Source organism: Treponema putidum, from assembly GCF_000755145.1.
GTDB lineage: Bacteria > Spirochaetota > Spirochaetia > Treponematales > Treponemataceae > Treponema_B > Treponema_B putidum.
In genome coordinates, this window is the sequence record NZ_CP009228.1 from 1321211 (window position 1) to 1342932 (window position 21722).

Sequence of the window (21722 nt, forward strand, 5' to 3'; positions counted from 1 at the left end):
ATTTGAAGCAGCGGTTTTCCGCTGCTTCTTTGACAGAGATTTGTCTGTTTTTTGCAGGAGGAAATAATGAAAATTACGGATAAGTTACAACCTATCACTAATGGAGCAAGTTGTGTTGCTATCGGTTTTTTTGATGGACTCCATATTGGACACAAGGCTGTTATTAATAAACTTTGTAAATACGAGAATCTAAGGCCTGTATTAATTAGCTTGTTTAATAATGCCGGTTCTGTTATTTATACTGAAGAAGAAAAGTCCTATTTATTACAAAACAGTAAACTGGATACTATGTTCTCTCTATCTGAAGACCTAATTAAAAATATGACGGCTGAATCTTTTGCACATGATGTGTTGAATAAGATGCTAAATACAAAAACCGTTGTAGCCGGAGAGAATGCTTTGTTTGGGTCTGATAAGATAGACGTAAATCACTTTCGTTCAATTGGAAAAAAATACGGTTTTATTGTCGAAACTGTTCCAATGGAATGTATCGGCGGGATTGAAGTTAGTTCCGATGTTATCAAAAAAACAATTCAAGAAGGTGATTTTTCTAAGGTATCCTCAATGCTTGGTGCTCCTTATCTTATAAGCGGTACTGTAGTTCACGGAAAGGGGGCCGGACATAAATTCGGTATGCCTACGGCAAACCTCTCAGTTGCACCTAATAAACTTTTTCCGCCCCACGGGGTCTATGGATCAATAAGCCATTTTCAAGGCCAAAATCATTTTGGAATGACAAATATAGGTTTACGGCCATCGGATGATAATATTCCAATTCCAACTATTGAAACTTTTTTATTGAATTTTGACCGTGATATATATGGGCAAAAAGTTTTTCTTGAATTATTGGTTTACATTAGAGGTATTCGTAAATTTGAAGGGGGACTTGCTGAAGTAAGACAACAAATAGACAAAGATATTCAGCAAATACATAGTTATATTGAAGAAACAAAAAAGAACCTTTAGTTTTATCCGAATTTCTTTGTACGCCTGATAGTTGCCAATCCCCTCATTTTCTACTATAATAAAGACAGTATGAAAAAACTTAACGGACTCATAGCCTCCGACGGTTTAGCCGCCGGACCGCTGTATTGTATAATGGAACAGCCTGAAACGGTGATTCCTTCTTATTCCATATCTGAAAATGAAATTGATTTGCAAAAATCGAGATTGGCCGGTGCCGTGGAAAAGGCAAAAAACGAGCTTTCGGAATTAATTTCTTCATCATCTGATTTAGAAAAAAGCGAAAACGATAAAACCGGTGAAGATATTATATCAACCCACATTCTTATGTTGTCGGATACGGCCTTTTTGGATTCCGTTTTTGCCGATATCGAAAAAACAAGGATGAATGCCGAGTTTGTTTTAAAAAGAAAATTGGACGAGACTGTTGCAATGTTACAAACAGCCGGAGATGAATACCTTAGTGCCAGAGCTGTAGATATTCAGGATGCTTTTGACTCCGTTTTTGTTCATCTCCTTAAGCAGGGGGCAAGGGATTCCCGATTTACAAAAGTTCCAAAGGGTGCGATTATTGCAGCCAAGCTGATAAAACCCTCCGAGGCTCTCTTGGTAAAAAATGCGGGAGTGAGCGGTATAATTATGGAAGAGGGCGGCGTTACCAGCCATATTTCGATTATGGCTCGTGCTTGGGATATTCCCATGCTCGTAGGTGTAAAAAACTGTATGGATTTTGCCCGAACCAATATGCCCGCAGCTCTCGATGCGGACGGAGGCTTTGTTTTATTTAACCCTTCCAAGACCCTTATAAAAGAATATGAGTGCCGTATCGAAAAAAGAAATGCTGAAATTAAGGAACTCTTAGAAGCTCAAAAAAATTATACTGAGCGTCTTTCGATTACGACAAAGGATGGAGTTCAGGTTTCGGTAAATGCGAATATTGCCTTCCCCGAAGAAATTGAAAATAAATTTGTTACCATATCAAACGGCATAGGTCTTTTCCGCTCCGAGTTTTTATTTTTAGAGGACGGTAAAATTCCGGATGAAGATACTCAGTTTGAAGCCTATAAAAAAGTTGTCGAAGCTATGGGCAAAAAGCCTGTAGTTATCCGAACCTTCGATGTGGGTGCCGACAAGATGATTGATGAGCAGGAAAATTTGCGTGAAAAAAATCCCTTGCTCGGCTGGAGGGCTGTCCGCTATTGCATAGAAAGAAAAGAAATTTTTAAAACTCAAATCAATGCTATCTTACGGGCAGGAGTATTCGGAAACGTTTTTCTTTTAATTCCGATGATTTCAAACGTTGAAGAGATTATCGAAGTTAAAAAAATAATTGAAGAATGTAAACTTGAATGTAATGCTGCCGGTAAAAAAATAATTGAAGAGGTTAATGTCGGAATTATGGTTGAAGTACCCTCGGCGGCTGTAGCAGCCGATCTCTATGCTCCGTATTTGGATTTCTTTTCTATCGGAACAAATGATCTTATTCAATACACGATGGCGGCAGACAGAGAAAACACAAAGGTTGCTTATCTTGCAAATTATTTTGAACCGGCCGTTTTGCGTCTTATCAAAAATGTTATCGATGCACAAAAGTTTATAAAAGAGCAGGAAGGCCATTTGGTTTCAATGTGCGGAGAAATGGCCTCGCATGAAGATGCTGCCTTTTTGCTTTTGGGAATGGGTTTGAGACATTTCAGTATGCCTGCCGGAAAAATTTTAAAAATGCAAAAATTTATGCAGTCCGTAAAAGTCAAGGATGCGGAAGTCTTATACGAAAAAATTAAAAAGTTAAATTCCGCATCGCAAATAAAAGCAGAGGTACAAAAAACATTGGAGCCCTATTATGCCGAAAAATAAAGAAGAAATTATTGATGAAGAAAATATAGATTCAGTGAACTCGGAATTTTCTCATCAAAAAAAATACCAAAATATTCCTTTGATAGCTATCGTAGGCCGCCCCAATGTCGGTAAATCTACATTGTTTAACCGCTTTTTAAGAAAACGCCGTTCCATTACCGATCCGACTCCCGGCGTAACCCGCGATCCTGTTGAAGCTCAGGCAATTATAAACGGCCTTCCCGTTATGCTTGTAGATACGGGCGGCTTTAAACTTACGAGGAGCGGTGATAAGGCAGAAGATACTATAGATGAGCTTGTTATGGAAAAAACTATTTCCACTCTAAAAAAAGCCGACAGGATTTTACTTCTTCTCGATGCAGGTCTTGCAACTGCTGAGGACGAAGAGTTTATTCAATTTTTACGGCCATATTTTAATAAGCTGGTTGTTGCCGTAAATAAAACTGAGGGCGGAAGACTCATGGCAGAGGCTTGCAACTATTACTCTTACGGCTTTAAATCTTTGACCTGTATAAGTGCCGAACACGGAGACAATATTTCGGTCTTGGCTCAAGAATTGACAGCCGGTCTTGATTTTAGCAATATAAAAGAACTTGAAGAAGATGATACAATAAGAATAACGATTGTCGGTAAACCCAATACGGGAAAGTCAACTTTGGCAAACTATCTTACAGGTTCTTCCGCTTCGATAATTTCAAATGTTGCAGGCACTACCCGCGATATTGTTGAAGGAGAATTTTCTTATAAAAATAGAAAATTCGTTATTCAAGATACGGCGGGAATAAGGCGCAAAGCAAAGGTTAACGAAGATATAGAATATTATTCAGTAGTGCGTGCAATTAAAAGCATGGACAATGCCGATATAGTTTTTCATCTGATAGATGTTCAAGAAGGTTTAACCGAACAGGATAAAAAAATTATAGTGCAGGCAACTAACCGCGGACTCGGCGTTATCTTTGTTTTAAATAAATGGGATTTGATGGAGCAAACAAAAAAAGCTTTTAAGGATGAAGAAGAAAGAATAAAGGTTATGTTCGGCAAAATGGACTATGCCCCCGTACTCGCTATTTCGGCAAATGAAGGAATGGGCATCAAAGAGCTTTTAAATACGGCTATTAAAATGTTCGAGCAGCTAAATAAAAAAATAGAAACCTCGGCTCTAAACATTGCATTAAAAGATTGGCTTCAAGCCGCACCCCCTCCGCAAGGCCGTCAAACAGCTTTTACCTTTAAATACATTGTGCAGACAGGTTCCCGCCCGCCTGAGTTTTTGTTGTTTTCAAACAGACCCGACTATGTAACCGAATCTTATATGAGGTATATTCAAAATAAAATCAGAAGCGATTTAGGTTTTGAAATGATTCCTATCTTGCTCAAGGTTAAGGGAAGCCGAAAACGCTGGGAAGAAAGGCTTTAGAAATGAAAGGTTTTTCGATAGGTGAAGTTGAAAAAATTACAGGAATAAAATCTCATACTTTAAGATATTGGGAAGACAATATTCCTGTCTTGCAGCCTAAAAAAGATTTGGGCGGAAGGCGTATTTACAGCTCTCATGATTTGGGAATCATCTATCGGCTGGATTATTTAATAAATAAAAAAAAGTATACGGTTGAAGGAGCTGCTGCCGAAATAATAAATCAAAGCGCCGCTCAGGGTTCCCTTACGGCTAAAATATCCGAACTTAGGGATCAACTTTTAAATATTTACGGAATTATACGGGAAGAAAAAAATGACGGAACAAAATAAACCATTCTATGAAAAATTTGTAAAGAAGAACGAAATAAAAATTCACCATCAAAAAAATAAAGAAAAAGAATTTGATGGAAATCTGAATAAAGAAAAAAATACCGAAAACAAAAATAATCGGCAAAAAATTCAGATAAAGAGTGTAAAGACAAAAAATACAGGAAAAAATATTTTTAAGGAAAATGATGAGGCTGCAAAGATTCTTTTAAATTCCTTTGACCTTATTATAAAAGATGCTTTAAAACTTTCTTCAAAACAGTCAGCCTCGGTTCCAAAGGATATCCGTATCTTATTCCATGAACTTACAAATGAAAGAGGCTCGCGAAAAGTAAATTACCTAAATAATCCCGTAAAATTAACGGCCTATATTTACCACTATATGTGGTGGAACTTGGTGCGTATTTCAAAATTGATAGGCAATCTTGATTTTGATTTAAAGGACGGAGATACGATTGCGGACTTCGGCTGCGGGCCTATGACCCTTATGTGTGCTTTTTGGATTGCTAAACCGGAATTGCGTTCAAAAAAACTTCATTGGTATTGTGCCGATATTTCAGGAAAGGCTTTGGCGGCAGGAGAGGCTTTGTTTAATTCTCTTTTTGCTTTTACAAATCAAAATGCCGGAATAGAGCAAGCACCGAATTGGAAACTTACAAAATTAAACGGCAGCTTCGGTCTTCCGTTAAAAGAAAAGGTAGATCTTTTTGTAAGTGCAAATATGTTCAATGAAATATTTTGGGATTCTTCAATTAAGATTGACGGAGAAGCTGAAAGAGCTGCAAAAACAATTCAGCATTATCTTCAAGAGGACGGTGCAGCTTTAATAATTGAACCTGGCATACCCCTTGCGGGGGAATTTGTTTCAGCCTTGCGTAAAAACTTTATCCAAAAAAAATATGAGATTATCTCGCCTTGCCCTCATATGGGAATCTGTCCAATCCCCGGAAAAAAAATAACTGAACCGAGAGATGTGAAATATCCGGTAGCTTCCGGTAAGTGGTGTCATTTTTATTTTTATGCCGATGATGCTCCTCCAAAACTTGTTGAGCTTTCTGAAGCTGCAAGGCTTGAAAAAACCAGAGCAAGTCTTTCTTTTATATATTGCAGAGGAGAAAAAAAACAAAAAGGGGTTGAGACTGAAAAGAAAAAAGAATTCCTTGCACGTATCAGTTCTGAAATAATAAAACTTTCCGACGGTCAAATAGGCCGCTATGCTTGCTCCGAAAAAGGCTTTTTGCTCTTAACCGAAAAAAAAGGAGCACGGTCAAAACTTAAAGAATATGTGGACGGCTCTCTTATAAAGATTGAAACCGAAAAAATAAACCGGTTCTTCCATGACAGAAAAACCGGTGCTTTGATTGTTCAAGTTTAATTAGACCTTAAACTTATTAACTTCTGCCGACAGCCGGCTGATACTGTTTTTATTTTTTTGAGAAATATCGCTTACTTCTTTACTTGAGTCATTTATCTCGGAAGCGGCTGCCGACATTTCATTCATACTGTTGTTAATATTTTTGGTAAGCATATCAAGTTTTTGCATTTCTTCCGAAACCTTAATACCTCCGGAAAGCATTTCAATAGATCTGGTCTTTACTTCGTCTGTTATTGTAGTTATATTTTTTATCGCCTGTAAAACTTCATTGCTTCCGTTTTCTTGTTCTTTCATAGCCGCTACTATAAGCTCCTCTTGCTCTGAAATTTGATTTACCAATTCGTAAACGGTAATAAAAGATTTTTCGGCAGCATCTCCTACGACTGAAAGTTTTTCGATAATCTGGGTAGATTTTTTCATAACTTCGCCTATCTGCTTGCCCTGCATATTTGATTCCTCTGAAAGCTTTCTGATTTCGTCGGCTACAACGGCAAAGCCTTTTCCGCTCTCGCCTGCATGGGCCGCCTCAATTGCTGCATTCATAGCCAAAAGATTTGTCTGACTTGCAATATTTTGAATAATCTCACTCGTTTCAAGAAGAGATGCAGAAAGAGATGCTATTTGAGCAACGACATCATTTGCCGACTTTGCTCCGTCCTTACCGTTTTTTGTCTGTTCATATACCGTTTTAATTAGGGTATTATTTTTTTCAAGGTTTTTTGTGACCGAAGCGATATTTGCCGTCATTTGTTCAACCGCTGCAGAGGACTGCTCAATGCTTGAAGCCTGTACTTCAATATCGCTGTCCAATTCTCCAAGCCTGCTGATAACCTGTTCGATTGTTGCAGATGTTTCGGTTACACTGGAGCTCTGATTTTCTGTTTGGGCCTTTACTGATTCTATATTCTGGGTGATTTGATGTATTGCACTTACTCTTTCTGCTATGTTGTTTGCAAGGGCCTCACCGACCTCGCTCATTTCTTGTGAATTCATTAAAACCGCTTTTATCATATAGCTTATTTTTGCAATCGTGTCGGCAAAATATCCTGTCAGCTTTCCAATTTCATTGTTACCCGTTGCAGGAAGAGCAACCCGTAAGTCTCCTTCCGAAATGCTTTTAAGAGAGTCGATAACTTTATTAACAGGACGTATGATAATAAATTTTGTAAAAATTATAATTGTCAAAACAAATAGAATAAATATAAAAACTAAAACAGCTGTTGTCTTTACAAAAAAGTTTGTTTGACTTTTTTGAATTGCTTCAATAGAATATACAAATTTTGAGTATCCTATTATATTTCCTGAAAAATCATACATAGGATAATAAGCCGCTGCGTTGGTTCCATTAATTTTGATAAGATTCTCTTTGTTTCCTAATTCTTCCATAAGCGCAGCAGAGTCTTCGGAATTATCATTTTCAAAATTGGAGCCCATTATTTTATAAGTATTGTCTAAAGTGCGGGCACATATGCTTATATTTAAACCGCCTTCCAATACTTCCTGAGAACAGCTCTTAAGAAAATTTTGTATAAAGTCGCTGTTAACATCGCCCCCATATTCTACCGAACCTATGTGTTTATTGTTTTGATCAAAAAGAGGTTTTACTACTCTAAAACCCAAATCGCTTACTCCTACTTCAAGACCGTGTATTTCTTTTTTTTCGGAATTTGCTTGCAAAATTGTTTTTCTAAATCCTGAAAGATCATCATCGAATTTTTTAGGATTTTGAACGCGCAAAAATGAAATTGCAGGCGGTATATGAAAATGGAATTGTTTAGCTTTATAATTCTTTTTCATTTTATCAAAAAGGGGTAATGTAAGTTCGGTAAGAGTTTCTCTGTCTCTTTCGGCAAAGGCTTTGATTATTTTATCATCTTTTGAGATATTATCCAATATTATTTTCCCCATAATCTCATAAGTATTTAACTCATGGTTGAAGGCCGAATGTTTTAGATCCGCCATCATCTTTATTTGTTTTTCAGAAAATTTTCTAAGGCTTCGCCAATCCTTATATCCGATTATCAGATATTGTATTAAAAGCAGTATAACGGTAAAAATTAAAAGTTTACTACCTATGGAATGAAACCTCGTCTTTGCCGTCCGGGAAGTAATAGCTGAGGTACCTTTTGTTTCTGACATAAAAAATCTCCTTAGATCTAAATATAAATTTTTTGAAATATTACTTTTGTTTTCTTGCTTCAATCTTTACAGGGTCATAAAAGCCTTCTTTCCAGTTAAACCGTGAAGTATCTTCTATGAAGCTTCCATTTCTGCATGAACTTACAATGTATCTGTACTCACTACGCTCTATTTCCGTGTGAGAAAAATCAAGAAGGAATTTATCGAATCCTTTTTTTTCGAGAGCCCCAATGCGGTCGGTTATCGAAAACGGTTTTTCCGGCAGAACAAATGAAGCCGACGGTGTTGAAAAAGTTTTAAACGCCTCTCCTTGTTTATCGGAAAAATATAAGAAATCATAAGTTTTAGGGAGCGTAAATCTCATCCTAAATAGGGCAGGATAGGCAAAAACGGGAATCAGTACCTGTTTTCTCATGCCGGGAGTGTAAACCTCTTCAAGATTTTTTTGAGAGTTTTCGATGGGAGATATAAACTTTAAAATATTATTTTCTTGAAGCCATTTTACCGCCCATCGGTTAAAGCTGTAAAGATAGGGGCCGGCAACAAGGTTTAAATTTTTATTTTTCAGCATTGTAATATGAGCAGGATTGTTTATTACAAATTGAGTATATCCTTTTTCTATGAGGCCGAAAAGATATAGTTCAAGCTCATCGCTTTCTGCCTGCCCCATAAAAGGATCGAGGGAAATAAAGATTTCCCGCTTTGAGAAAGGAAGAGGTTTGCCGTTTTTTTGAGTACCGGCTAAGGCATCCTTTGTATCCTCGTTTAGGTTTATAATTACCCGCACAGGTTTATCGGAAAGAATTGTGTGGAGGCTGTTTACGGAGGACACTTGAACATAGAAACCGTCCGGGAAAATATCTATATTGGATTTAGTCAAAATATTCTTGCTCCGCTTATCCTCATGTCTTTTTTTGACTCCTGTTTTGGCAGAGGCTTTTGTATTCTCCTCAATGTTCCCGGCCGGATTTCCTTCGGGATAGAGCTTAAGCTCGGGAAGTTTGTCATCGCCGGGCCTTTTTCTAAATGGGCTTAGAGTTTTGGGAAGCACCGGAGGATAACGCTTGCTCATGCTTTTAGTCTGCAAAAGGTAAACGCTGTCTCCTATGCCGAAATCGGCAGGAACTTGAATCCATACTTTTTCAGCTGAACCTGCTTTTTGTGCGGCCGATTTTTCAACTCGGATATCTTGAATTTTCCAACTCTCTCTTCCGCGGTCATCCTTTGTATGGAGCCGAATCGAATCTCCGAAATCGGGAGTATAGGAGCCGCCCTTTAAAAGCACATAGTGAACCTTTCTCATTGGGTCTTCTTTTGTTTTTCCTTCAACTTCTTTAATCTTAAATTGGGCGGTTTTGTCTATAGTTCCTAAAAAAATACCCGTGCCCCCTGCCTGATTCGGGCTTAATATTTCCTCAGCCTTTGAAGAAACAAATAAAAAACTCGTCTTTTTTCGGGCAAAGTCTCCGGCTAAAATGCGGCGGCCTGTTTCGACGGCTTCTTTTTTATTCTTTTCCCAGTTATCGATTACATGGCGGTAGGCTGAAACTACCGTCCCTACATATTCCGCACTCTTCATTCTTCCTTCAATTTTAAAAGAGGAGACCCCTGCTCTTATAAGGTCGGGAACATAATCGATGAGCTGCAAGTCATGGGGTGAAAAATAATAGCCGTCCTTATCCCCTTGAGGTGTGTGGGCTGTGTACAGTCTTCGGCAGGCTTGGGCACACATTCCGCGGTTTGCCGATTTTCCTCCGAGGTATGAAGAAAACATACAAAGCCCCGATTGGCAGACGCAGAGAGCTCCGTGCACAAAAACCTCAAGCTCGCAGGAGGTGTTTAAGTTGACCGCTTCAATTTCTTTTAGTGAAAGCTCTCTGGCTAAAACGACCCTTGATATTCCGAACCGGCTTAAAGCATTTGCAGCCTTGGCCGAGGCTATATTCATCTGGGTTGAAGCGTGGAGCCTCAACCCCGGAAAATAGGTTTTAGCCATTTGGACTATACCTAAATCTTGGACAATGATTCCGTCAGGAGAAACGGAAGCAAGGTATTTTAAAAAGCGGTACATCTTTTCGGTTTCTTCTTCGGTTAAAACCGTATTAACGGTAACATAGACCTTTTTATTCCGCTTGTGAAGACTGTCTACGGCTGCTTCAAATTGGTTCCATGCAAAATTGGAGGAACGCATACGCGCATTAAAAGTTTTTAAGCCTAAATATACGGCATCTGCTCCTTCGTTTACGGCAGCATCAAGGGCCTCGGTATTCCCTGCCGGAGCTAAAAGTTCTACGTTCATTGTTTATACCTCATATTTAATTGTATCATATTTTACAAAAAAAATCAAAAAAATCCGGTAAGAAGGAATAAAAGATTTGTGATGTCAGAATGATAACTGTTCTTATTTTTAATTTAAGAGTTAATATACATTTCTGCTTGACTTGAATAAAGTTCATTGTAATAAGGACAGGTATTCATCAAGTCCTTGTGCGCCCCCTGGCCAACTAAAGAGCCTTCCTTTAATACTAAAATACGGTTAGCTTTGCGTATACTGCCGAGTCTGTGAGTTACTAAAATTGTCATTTCTTTTTTAGAAAGAAGAGTTTCATAAAGGTCTCTTTCTTGTATCGGGTCTATGGCCGCTGTAGGTTCATCAACCAATAAAAGAGAGTGGGGCTTATTTAAGCCGCGTGCAATTGCAAGCCTTTGCCATTGGCCTCCTGAAAGCTCAAGGCCTCCAAAAAAAGTTCCGACAAGAGTTTTCTCTTTATCGGGAAAAGAATCAATAAAATCTAAGCCGGCTTGATTAATAAGGTCTTTATTTTTATCTAAGTCACCTTTTAGCAAAATATTTTCAGCGGCAGATATATGGTACTTAACATAATCTTGAAATACGGCTGATATTGCTTTTTGATATTCATTTAAATCAAAATCTTTTAGGTCTACTCCGTTTACTAAAATAGAACCTTCATTAGGGTCGTAAAAACGGGCTATCAGTTTAATGATTGTAGTTTTTCCGGCACCGTTTTCACCGACGATGGCGGTAATATCGTCAGAGTTTAATTTAAAAGAAACCTTCTTTAAAACAAAATCTTTAGAATTATAAGAAAAACTTACATTTTTAAATTCTATCGACTCTATTTTTCCGGCAAAAACTTTCGGATTTTTACTCAGTACAAGTTTGTCTTTCATATCGAAAAAGGTAAAAAGCCTATCAAAAAATGCAATTGCCGAATCTTGATAAGCCCAAAATTCTATAATTGTAAGCATAGCTGAGGAAAAAGCAAAAACAGACTGAAGAAACATTGCCAAAAGTCCTGGGCTTAAAGTTCCATCAGATGCTTTTTGAGAAAGAATGAACATGATAACAGCAACCGCAATTATTCTTACACCTGTTCCGGCAAAATCAATAGCGGCAATTTTTCCTCTAAATTTGGAATTTTTTAAAATAAGTTCTTTTGATTTTGCTTTAAATTTTGAGTAGAATAAGTTTCCAAAATCAAATAACTTGATTTCTCGTGCCGTAGACGGGGCAATCAAAATGTTTCGATAGTAACCTGCTTCACGTTCAATATCATAGATAGTATCTTCCTGTTCAACTTGAATTTTTGCAATTTTTTTTGCCGCAAAAATACCGGGAATGATTGAAATAAATATTGCAAGCGGAATCCAGAATTCAAAATTTAAAAATAAAATAAATATCGATACAAATTCCACAATACTTTTAAACCAATATCTAAAATTATTTACAAAATTTTCAATCCGGTATTGAGAATCCGAAATGCGCTCATATATTGTTTGAAATTTAAGCTCTTCAAAAACAGCTACCCCGGCAAATTGAAGCCTTTTTTCAATTATTTTTTTACCTATCCTGTAAGAAGTCTTTACATTATAGGTATCTATCGAAAGGCGTAAAAATGTCGAAATAGCCTGCTGTATTACCATTGCAGCCATCCACATTGCAATTAATTTTGCAAAAAAATCTACCCCGCCAGATATTCCGCCTGTTACTGCATCGACTAAATTTCTCATAATTAATGCCAAAACGGCGGGTACTGCACCTTCAAGTAAGGTTAAACATACAAGAAAAAAAGTAGACAATGGACTTTGTTTAAAAATAAACCGAAATGCCGCAAAAAAAGTCTTTAATTTTTTCATAGACTTACCTCTGCAAACAAAAGAATATAAATTATATTACAAGATTTGTAAAAAAAATAAAAGCTCTTAAACTAAAACCATAGCTTTTATCTTATTTGTATCAGCTCTTAGTTTTTTTAAAGCCCGCAGTTGGGTTTGGCGGATGGATTCTGCAGAAATTGAATGTTTTTTTCCTAAGACTGCAAAAGTGGTCGAGGTCATAGTACCGTCAAGACCGTATCTGTGTTTTAAAACATCTTTTTCACGGTCATTAAGAATTTCCAAACACTTATTTAATTTTTCTTTGAATTCATTATCTATAAATTCTTCTTCGGGATTATAGGTATTACATGGAATAAAATCATATAGGTTTGTTGAACTTTCATTATCAATCGGGTCATCTAAACTACATATATCCGTATAATTGAAGGCCTTTATCTGAGCGATAACATCTACTTTTTCTTTTAGTATTTCTGCAAGCTGCCTATAAGAAGGTGAAATTCCGTATTTGATTCTATACTTTTCTTCTTCTTGGTGTACTTGCCTGATTAAAGCTTCTTTTCTTACAGGGATTTTTATAACTTTGTCGGACGAATTTAAGTATCTTATAAAAGATTGTTTTATCCACCAAGCTGCATAACTTGAAAAACGAACCTTAAACGATTTTGAAAATTTAGAGGCTGCCTTCATAAGCCCCATATTGCCTTCTTGAATGAGCTCCAAAATTTGGTTTTCATTTGAACTGAACTTTTTTGCCATTTTTATTACAAGCCTCAAGTTTGATGTAATAAGAGTCTCTATTGCCTTTTTATTACCTTTTTTTACTTCATCGGCTAATTCTGCTTCTTCTTGGGCTGATAGGAGAGGATATTTTTTAGTATCATGTATGTAGTGTAAAAGCAAATTTTCTGTCATAGTTTATACCTCATAATCTTTTAAGCAAAAACCGTGCTAAAATATGCTTCTTTTTTGTAAAATTTGTAAGAAGAATTGATTATTTTATCTATGTTTATTTATTTTTATAAGATAATAATAGAGTTATTAAAGCCTATAGATATTTTAAATTGCGTGTTCTAATTCTTAACAAGATATTGTATACTTTTGTATACATTAATATGTATACTTATGTATAATACCGTCCATACCAAGGGCTCTAAAACTTGAATCTTCTTTTTGCTCGATTATTTTTTTAGAATAAATCAATGCCGAAAGAGAAAATTTTCCTCCCCCTTCAGGCAGGTCTGCAGCAAATTGAGGACGGGATAGTCCCGAAAGTTTCGGTTCTACTTTTTCCCAAAGTTTTAGGGCTTTTTTTAAGGGAACACGGAAGTGAGAGGTTCCGGCTGCCGGATCTAATTGAAAAAGATAGCCGGGTTTTATGCCCATACAGGCAAGGCTATGAAAAAGTTTAATCAGAGTGTTTTCATCATCATTTACACCTTTTAGAAGAACAGTCTGGCTTTGAATGGGTATACCTGCCTCAATACAGGCCTTTAAGGCTCTTCTTTGCTCCTTTCCGAGCTCTGCAGGATGGTTTATGTGGGGAATCAGCCATAGCGGTTTTGTTTTTTTTAGCAGGTGCAAAAGTTCTTTAGTAAAAAGCTCGGGAGCAAAGATAGGGGCTCGTGTACAAAGCCTTATTAAAAGGTCATCCTTTATCGCCCTCAGGTTTTCTAAAACATTTTTAAGTTTTTCAAAACCTCCGCTTAAAGGATCGCCCCCTGAAACAAGAATTTCGGTAATGCACGGGTTCTTTTCTATATAGTCTATAACCGTTTTTAGCTCTTTATCGCTGATAAAATCTTGAGATCGGGCTATAAGCCCCCGCCTAAAACAATAGCGGCAATATGAAAGGCATTTCCCCGTAGTTATAAGAAGTACTCTGTTTTCGTATTGATGCACAAGATAATGGGTAATACAGTATTTTTTTTCTCCGAGAGGGTCGGAGGTTTCATAAGAAAATACGGTTTTTTCATCCGCTGAAAGTTCAACTTGCAGACGGAGAGCCTTTGAGTCTTCGGGCTCTGCTTCTTCTATCAGTTTTTGAAAGGCGGAGGAAATTAAGACGGGCTGTTTAAAATCCGCCGTTTCCTTAGCCGAAAATTCCCTCCAGTTTTTTTCATCCATATCTAATGTTTAAAGTTTTAAATATTTTCGACGCCGAACATCATGGCTGCCATAACCTTTGCATCGCTTATGATATTTTTTATAAAAGCATATTCGTTGGGCTGGTGGCAGCTTTCATCAAGGGAGCTCCAAACTACCGCGTTAAAGCCCTTAGAACGTAAACATGCTGCGACCGTTCCTCCTCCTATACCGATAACCGATGATTCAATTCCTTTTACCTTTTTTAGTGCGGATGAAAGGAGCTTTACAATTTTTGCATCTTTAGGTGTTGCAGGAGAGGTCTCCGGTTCGTCATATTCCAGTTTAATGCCGACCCCGTATTTTTTTTCAACCTCGCAGGCTCTTTTTTGCATTTCTTTTAAAACCTCGTTTACATCATAGGTGGGAAGAATGCGGCAGTCTACATAAAAAATGTCATCTCCCGGAATTGTGTTTACATTCGGTACGTTGGCTTCTTTTTTAGTCGGCTGAAAGGTTGAATAATCGGGCGAAAATAAATTGTCTTTTTTATTAAAATGGTTTTCCAAATCGTTTAAGCGGAGGGCAAGGTCGCAGGCTGCAACAAAGGCATTTTTGCCCGTGTTCGGCATTGAAGCATGGGTTTGAACACCCTTTGTAATAACCTTAAGCCAAAGGCTTGTTTTTTCGGCTATTTCTATAGTTTTTCCTTCAGAGTCGCCTCCATCGGGTACAAGAATCAAATCTTCTTTTGTAAAAAGATTGTGTTTATTAATGAGGTAAATTATACCGTATTGGGAGCCGACTTCTTCATCTGCAACAAATAAAAGCTTGATAGTGTGTTCGGGGGTGATTCCCAACTTGATAAAGGCCAAGGCTGCAAAAACCGAAGAAACAAGACCCTGCTGGTTGTCTTCAACCCCGCGTCCTATAAGTTTTCCGTCCTTTTCGATTACTGTCCAAGGATCGTTTTCCCACTTAGATAAGTCTCCCGGCGGAACAACGTCCAGATGGCTCATAATCCAGAGCCTTTCCTTATCGTTTTTACCGGAAATTGTAACTATCAGATTCGGACGTATTTTTGATGAAACCCGCTCATCAGGGGCATCAAGCCTTTCAAAATTGCTAAACCCTGCTTCTTTTAGATATTTTTCCAGGGCTTCGCATTTTTTTAATTCACCGTCACCCTCCGATTCCGGTGCCATTGCGGGAATTGAGCTTAAAAGCCTCTCCAATTCTATAATATTTTCCGTTTCGGATTCGATAAAATCCGTAATTTTTTTAAAGGTGCTCATTTGTTTATTTTATCAAAAAAGGGATAAAAATACAATCGGAAAAAAATAATTATATAAGTATTTTAGGCAAGTAGGTTGACAATTCGACTTTTTCAAAATATACTATAAGTGTATATTGTGTGTATTTTTAAGTGCACAAAGATATAAGAGGTTAAAACTTGTTACAACTGTCATTTTTGAATTTTAAAAAAGGCTCATATATTCTTATAGAAGGAAAGTCGGATACCGATCATTTTTATATTATACAAAGCGGAAAAGTGCAGGTTGCAAAAGAAGATGAGGTTGTTGTTGAAGAAGGAGGTAATGTCCTCGGCCCGGGAGATTTTTTAGGTGTTGTCTCCTGTATGTCGGGTCATAATCAAATTGAAACGGCTATTGCCTTAACGGATGCCCTTTTGATTTCCGTTCCCTATGATCAGTTTCCCCAGCTAATAGAAAAGAATACATCCGTTGCAATGAAGATTATCTATTCTTTTTCAAAAAAAATGCGTTATTTGGATGAGGCTTTAACCCGCATTACCTTAAAAAGGAATGTTGTAACGAGTATATCTCACCTTTTTACAATAGGCGAATATTACCTGAGGATGTCAAAGTTTGATTTAGCCCTCTATGCATATTATCATTATTTGAAAGCTCAGCCTAAGGGAGAATTCGCCGATGCAGCTCAAAAAAGAGTTATGGCTATCAAAGCAATGGGTGTAAAGCTTCCTATGGAAGTGCTTGAACCTCCTACAAATCAGATGATAAGAATCTATGATAAGGAGCACATGGTTTTCTGCGAGTGCCAATCCGGAACCGAGCTCTATATTATTCAAAAAGGCCATGTAAAAATAACAAAGATTTTAGATAATAACGAAGTTTTGTTAGCCGTATTAAAAGAGGGAGATATGTTCGGCGAAATGGCCCTTTTGGAAAATAAGCCCCGATCTGCCAGTGCGATTGTTACCGACGAGGGCTGTCAGCTTTTAGCCGTAAACCGCCAAAACTTTAATCAAATGGTTTCTACCCAGCCTCAACTGATTGCCCGTCTTACGACTACCTTTGCGGATAGAATTTGGGCAATGTACAAACAGCTTGCAAATACCCTTATAAAAGATCATGTCGAAAAAATGTACGATATGCTTGCAATTCAATTGGAAAAATTAAGGATTAAACCTGTAAAGGGCAAGTACCACACCTTTAACTTCGGTCCCGTCGAGTTGGCAAATATGTGCGGCATCCCTAAAGAAGAGGTATCCGAAGCCGTTACAAGATTTTTAAAGCAGCCCATAGTAAGATGTGACGGATCAAAGATTTCCATAACAGATGAGTTGGAGCTTTCAAAACAGGCTGCCTACTTTAAGAAAATGCAGGAAATTGAAAAGTCCCGTATGAATGCCCGTGCAAAAAGCGGCGGATATTGGTAGAACGGAAACGGATTATGAAAAGGCTGTTTTTTTGTGTGGTTTTTATTCTTATGGGTCTTACTTTTTGTGAAGAAGCCGAATCCGGTCAAGAAACGCCCAAAAATACCGGGGCCGAAAAAGCGGAAGAAAATTCTCCCGTATTTGCCGATCTTCCTGCCGGTTACAGAGACATAAACCTCGGAATGAATATGGAGGCCGTTAAAGAAGCTCTTTTAAAAGATTCCACATTCGGGTATCGGGGAGAAAGAGATATTTCTCTTTTACCCGGAAAAAACCGCAGTCTTATTGAAACAAATGGTTCAAGCAATATTAAAAGAGCTTGGTTTCAATTTTATGAAGAAAATTTATATATCATAATTATTCAGATGGATACGGACAGAATAGATTATTATTCGATGTATTCTGCTCTGACTTTAAAATACGGCGAACCTTTAAGTATAGACCCTAAAAGAGCTATTTGGAAAAGTGAAACCGTCTCAATGATTTTGGAGCGGCCTTTGGCAATAAAATATATTGACTTAAAAGTATTTAATGAGCTTTTGGAAAAAAGTCAAACCGATAAGGCCTATAGTGATATTTTGAGGGAGGAATTTATAAATGATTTTTAAAAATGGCTTGATTTTACTTTTTATGCTTTGTTTTTTTTCATGTTCTTCTCAAATTAAAATGGAAACGGAAGAAATTTTTATAGAAAAAATCTCAAATGAAGAGACTGCCGAAGACACAAAAACCGGTGATTCCGCTAAAAAAAATATCGAAAAAATAACCGTAGAGCTTGCAATTACGCCTTTACAGCAGCAAAAAGGATTTATGGAGCGTAAGGTAATTCCTGAAGGTACGGGAATGATTTTTTTATATAAAGAAGATACTAAATTACGATTTTGGATGAAAAACACGCCTCATCCTCTTTCAATAGCCTTTATTGACAGCTCCGGTGTAATTAAGGAGATTTATGATATGACGCCTTACAGTTTAGAGACCATAGAAAGTACCTATTCCGTACGCTATGCTCTTGAGGTTCCTCAAGGTATGTTTAAAAGAATGGATATAAAAGAGGGCGATAAATTAACGCAAGAAACAATTTTTCTTTTAAAGAGAAAAATTCAATAAAAAGTAGGAGGTTATTATGAAAAAACCGGATTTTTCTATTAGTTCATTAGGAGAATGTAAAATACAGTCTCCGATTATGCTCTCCGAAACACACGGAGATTTGATTGCAAACTATGTTACGGATTCAGAATTTATAAGGTACAATTTATATGCTTCTTTGGGAGAAACGGGAGAACCTTTAACCCACTCCGATATCATTGAAAAGGCAGGGCCGCGTCAAAAGATATATTTTAGTCCCAATTATGTGCATGCGGCAATCGCAACATGCGGGGGGCTATGTCCCGGTATAAATGATGTTATAAGGGCTATAGTCCGCTGCCTTTGGACGAGATACGGTGTCCGCCGAATCAGCGGAATAAAATTCGGGTATAAAGGATTTATCTCCGAATACGGATTTTCTCCGGTTACGTTGACACCTGAAGTTGTAAACGGAATACATAAGACAGGCGGGTCTTTCTTGGGCACTTCCCGCGGAGGGGGAACTAGAGTTTCGGAAATAGTAGACGGAATTGAACAGATGAATATCAATATGGTCTTTTTTATCGGGGGAGACGGAACCCAAAAAGGCGCTCTTGAGGTTTCAAAAGAGATTGAAAAACGTAAATTAAAGATTTCAGTAATAGGTATCCCTAAAACTATAGATAATGATCTTTCCTTTATACAAAAATCTTTCGGCTTTGATACGGCCATTGCAAAGGCTACCGAATCGGTAGCTGCCGCCAATATGGAAGCCAGCTCTCAAATTAACGGTATAGGTTTGGTAAAACTCATGGGAAGGGAATCAGGATTTATAGCAACCCATACGGCTATTGCCTGCCATGAAGCTCACTTTGTTCTTATTCCCGAAGTCCGCTTTGAATTAAAAGGCGAAAACGGCTTTTTAAAGCTTTTGGAAAAAAAGCTTATTGAAAACGGTTACGCCCTAATTGTTGCAGCCGAAGGTGCCGGACAGCATTTAATGAATATTGAAGAAGGCACTGATGCCTCCGGAAACAAAAAACTTGCGGATATAGGCTTGTTTTTAAAAAAAGAAATAACCGACTATTTTGAAAAGATAGGCATGCACATAAACTTAAAATACATCGACCCCAGTTATCAGATTCGCTCTTCAATTGCAGCTCCAATAGACTCGGTTTATTGTGAACGTTTAGGAAACAATGCCGTTCATGCTGCTATGGCAGGAAAAACCAGAACCCTAATCGGTCTTGTAAACAATAAATTCGTACACTTACCGATTGAACAAATTGTCGCAGAAAGAAAGCATGTAAACCCTGAAAGTTCATTGTGGCGTGATGCTCTGGACGCTACGGGGCAGCCTACAACTATGGTATAATGAAAAAACGAATTTTTAAAAGGTAAATAACCTTAAGAAAAAGCTCGAAAAGCTGAAGTTTTTCGAGCTTTTTTATTCTTTTTTGATAAAAAGCTGCATTAACATGATAAAGTCGTAGATTTTTTTGTAGGCTTCGACCAGCCATTCTCTTATGGGCCTTTCCGAATGCTGTTCAATTTCTTTCCAGTTTTGTATCAATTCGCGGCGGGGCTTGTCGTAATCGGCTATGATTGTCTTAAAGTTGTTGCCTATGACTATTATATGTTTTAATGAAATATTTATAAGTTTTAGAGCGGTTTCGTTTACATCGTTTAAAAGTTTTGCAGCTTGTCTTCCGGCTTCCTTTTCTCTTTCCATTCTGGAAAGGAGGGTTCTGAATTTTACGCCTATATCCGAGACTTCGGAAAGTTTATCATCAAATTCCACTGTTTTTGAGGCAACCTGTATAATTGCATGAAAGCTGTTTGAGAAGTCGGCTGTAGTTCCTGCAAAGCCGCCCCAGTTTCCTCTTACTAAAAAAAGATCGCACAGTGCCCGAATATCCGTCTTTACATATTCTATTAAAAAAGATTTTAGATAGCTCATTTCTTCGGCATAAATATATCCGGACAGGCCCCTTTTTAAAAAAGCCGTGTTTGCATCGATGGTGTAGTTTTTCATTCCTGAAATGACTTGCTCTCCGAATATTTTGGCTATTAAAACTGCAACCTTTGAAGACCGCTGCTCCTCTATGAGTTTTTTTATAACATTTTGAGTGTTTGCTTTAATTTGCGAAACATAGGTATCGGTTACTTTTTCGGTGAAAGGGGTTGTTTCAACCGTGTAAATTATGTCCTCAGTAATATGCTGAATAATATACTCGAGGGCTTTTGAACGGCGAAGATCGCCTAAGACCCCTAACAGTTTTTTCCATTGACCTGGGTGAACCGGCTGAATGTTTTTATAAGTTTTTATTATCTCAAAGATAATGTTCCAATCGGTATCTATACTTAGTTGGTAAAAAACCGATGCAAAATCTTTTAAGTCTTCGGCAATATATTCTCCTCTTATTGCCTGAAAATTGGGAGTATAGTTAAAATTATTTTCAATAAAGTTGGAATCGAATTTTCTAAGTAAAAAATAATAGTCAAAAAGCACAAAGTGAATAAAGGCATCAAGATGTTGGTAAATTAAATCTATTTTTTGTGTCTGATTGGAATCAAATTCCCCTATAAAGGTTTTCAGTTCATTTTTTACCTTTTCGGCAAGGGCATCCGCATTTGAGCTTTTTGATTGTTCTATGATTGACTCTTCAGAAAGATGTTCAAGAAGTTTTTTTTGTTTGTCCGAAAGAGAATTTTCTACGGTAACATTTTTTAGAACTTTTGAGGACGCCGCTCCTGCTAAAAGCGGACGGGCAGGGCCTACGACCTTATATATACTGTAAAAAAATTGTGCTGCCTGAGGCAGTACTTCTTGAGAGCCTGATTTATACCATTTACTGTATCTGGTTTTTCCTATTTGTTTTGCAATATCCTTTAGCTTGCGCCTTTTTAAGGCTTCAGGACTCTCCGAGGATATAAACAAACCTATTATTTTTTGGAAAAAACTCTCTTTTTTATCGGCCATGCTAATAATATGTGATAAATTCGTTAATTTGTCAACCGGTATAGAGATTCATGGACTAAAAAATAAGCTAAGCAAAAAATAACGGCCTGTGCAGAGCTCAGCACAGGCCATTCTTTAAAGCTCTTTAACCTGTTACTCTTCGTCGCTTTCCATTAAAAGCTTTATGACGGCTTTTTCATTTGCAGCACGTAAGAGTTCTTCTCTTTTTTCTGCACTTTTAAATAATAAGCTGATCTGTGCAAGGAACTGCAAGTGAGGCCCTGTTTTATCAAGAGGAGAAAGAGTCATAATAAATATTCGGGCAGGTTCTTGATCCAAAGAATCAAAGTCTACGGGATTATCTGCAATACCTATGCAGGCTACGAGATCGCTTACAGAATCCGTCTTTCCGTGAGGTATAGCTATTCCGTGCTTCATACCGGTAGACATCTTACGTTCCCTATCTAAAACACAAGCCTTGGTAGCAACCTTGTCCTTTACTTTTCCGGCTTTTACAAGCGTATCAAGTAACTCGTCAATAATAGCTTCTTTTGTAGTCCCTTTTAAGTGCAGATTTATGGTTTCAGGAGTGATAACATCCTTTAAATCTACAGAATCGGGTTTTAATGCATCTTTAAATTCCATGCATACATTCTAAGCCTCTTTTGATTAAAAGTCAAGTTTTTTTTAAC

The 21722-nt window shown here is 37.4% G+C and carries 17 protein-coding genes; 9 read left to right on the top strand and 8 right to left on the bottom strand.

Going from position 1 to position 21722, the window contains the following annotated elements:
• Positions 1–66 precede the first annotated feature (66 nt).
• The 5 genes from JO40_RS05930 to JO40_RS05950 all read left to right on the top strand — a co-directional run bounded on the left by JO40_RS05930 (position 67) and on the right by JO40_RS05950 (position 5938).
• On the top strand, positions 67–966 hold the full coding sequence (locus JO40_RS05930; protein ID WP_044978542.1) for a riboflavin kinase: 900 nt from the start codon (positions 67–69) through the stop codon (positions 964–966).
• A gap of 69 nt (positions 967–1035) precedes the next feature.
• Positions 1036–2820, top strand: coding sequence for a phosphoenolpyruvate--protein phosphotransferase (gene ptsP, locus JO40_RS05935; protein ID WP_044978543.1), 1785 nt, complete (start codon positions 1036–1038; stop codon positions 2818–2820).
• A complete protein-coding gene (gene der / locus JO40_RS05940) occupies positions 2807–4237 on the top strand; it encodes a ribosome biogenesis GTPase Der (protein WP_044978544.1) in 1431 nt (476 codons plus the stop codon). The genes ptsP and der overlap by 14 nt, the downstream gene beginning before the upstream one ends.
• Before the next feature lie 2 nt (positions 4238–4239).
• Positions 4240–4566 carry a MerR family transcriptional regulator gene (locus JO40_RS05945; protein WP_044978545.1) on the top strand — a complete coding sequence of 109 codons (327 nt, stop codon included), beginning with the start codon at positions 4240–4242 and terminating at the stop codon, positions 4564–4566.
• Positions 4550–5938 carry a small ribosomal subunit Rsm22 family protein gene (locus tag JO40_RS05950; RefSeq protein ID WP_044978546.1) on the top strand — a complete coding sequence of 463 codons (1389 nt, stop codon included), beginning with the start codon at positions 4550–4552 and terminating at the stop codon, positions 5936–5938. The genes JO40_RS05945 and JO40_RS05950 overlap by 17 nt, the downstream gene beginning before the upstream one ends.
• Here the strand turns inward: JO40_RS05950 and JO40_RS05955 are convergent, their stop codons facing one another.
• The 6 genes from JO40_RS05955 to JO40_RS05980 all read right to left on the bottom strand — a co-directional run bounded on the left by JO40_RS05955 (position 5939) and on the right by JO40_RS05980 (position 15594).
• A complete protein-coding gene (locus JO40_RS05955) occupies positions 5939–8077 on the bottom strand; it encodes a methyl-accepting chemotaxis protein (RefSeq protein WP_044978547.1) in 2139 nt (712 codons plus the stop codon).
• 40 nt (positions 8078–8117) lie between these two features.
• Entirely contained in the window at positions 8118–10376 is a 2259-nt protein-coding gene (locus JO40_RS05960) for a peptidase U32 family protein (protein WP_044978548.1), read from the bottom strand.
• 113 nt (positions 10377–10489) lie between these two features.
• Positions 10490–12235 (bottom strand): ABC transporter ATP-binding protein, encoded by a 1746-nt coding sequence (locus tag JO40_RS05965; protein ID WP_044978549.1) that lies wholly within the window; start codon positions 12233–12235, stop codon positions 10490–10492.
• A 66-nt stretch (positions 12236–12301) separates the two neighbouring features.
• On the bottom strand, positions 12302–13129 hold the full coding sequence (locus JO40_RS05970) for a sigma-70 family RNA polymerase sigma factor (protein ID WP_044978550.1): 828 nt from the start codon (positions 13127–13129) through the stop codon (positions 12302–12304).
• Positions 13130–13324: 195 nt separating this feature from the next.
• Positions 13325–14341 (bottom strand): KamA family radical SAM protein, encoded by a 1017-nt coding sequence (locus JO40_RS05975; protein ID WP_044978551.1) that lies wholly within the window; start codon positions 14339–14341, stop codon positions 13325–13327.
• Between the two features lie 17 nt (positions 14342–14358).
• Positions 14359–15594, bottom strand: coding sequence for a M20 family metallo-hydrolase (locus JO40_RS05980; protein ID WP_044978552.1), 1236 nt, complete (start codon positions 15592–15594; stop codon positions 14359–14361).
• A gap of 158 nt (positions 15595–15752) precedes the next feature.
• Here JO40_RS05980 and JO40_RS05985 point away from each other — a divergent pair, with 158 nt between their 5' ends.
• From JO40_RS05985 to JO40_RS06000, 4 genes are read left to right on the top strand one after another with little or no spacing between them, the layout of a single operon-like run.
• Positions 15753–17000 (top strand): Crp/Fnr family transcriptional regulator, encoded by a 1248-nt coding sequence (locus JO40_RS05985; RefSeq protein ID WP_044978553.1) that lies wholly within the window; start codon positions 15753–15755, stop codon positions 16998–17000.
• 14 nt (positions 17001–17014) lie between these two features.
• The gene (locus tag JO40_RS05990; RefSeq protein ID WP_044978554.1) at positions 17015–17608 is read left to right on the top strand and encodes a hypothetical protein; all 594 of its coding nucleotides are present in this window, start codon (positions 17015–17017) and stop codon (positions 17606–17608) included.
• The gene (locus tag JO40_RS05995; protein WP_044978555.1) at positions 17598–18110 is read left to right on the top strand and encodes a DUF192 domain-containing protein; all 513 of its coding nucleotides are present in this window, start codon (positions 17598–17600) and stop codon (positions 18108–18110) included. The genes JO40_RS05990 and JO40_RS05995 overlap by 11 nt, the downstream gene beginning before the upstream one ends.
• Before the next feature lie 16 nt (positions 18111–18126).
• On the top strand, positions 18127–19443 hold the full coding sequence (locus tag JO40_RS06000) for an ATP-dependent 6-phosphofructokinase (RefSeq protein WP_044978556.1): 1317 nt from the start codon (positions 18127–18129) through the stop codon (positions 19441–19443).
• Positions 19444–19515: 72 nt separating this feature from the next.
• On the opposite strand, the gene JO40_RS06005 is transcribed toward JO40_RS06000, so the two are convergent.
• Entirely contained in the window at positions 19516–21003 is a 1488-nt protein-coding gene (locus tag JO40_RS06005) for a DUF5312 family protein (protein ID WP_084224560.1), read from the bottom strand.
• Positions 21004–21183: 180 nt separating this feature from the next.
• Positions 21184–21675, bottom strand: coding sequence for a PTS sugar transporter subunit IIA (locus JO40_RS06010; protein ID WP_044978558.1), 492 nt, complete (start codon positions 21673–21675; stop codon positions 21184–21186).
• Positions 21676–21722: the final 47 nt, after the last annotated feature.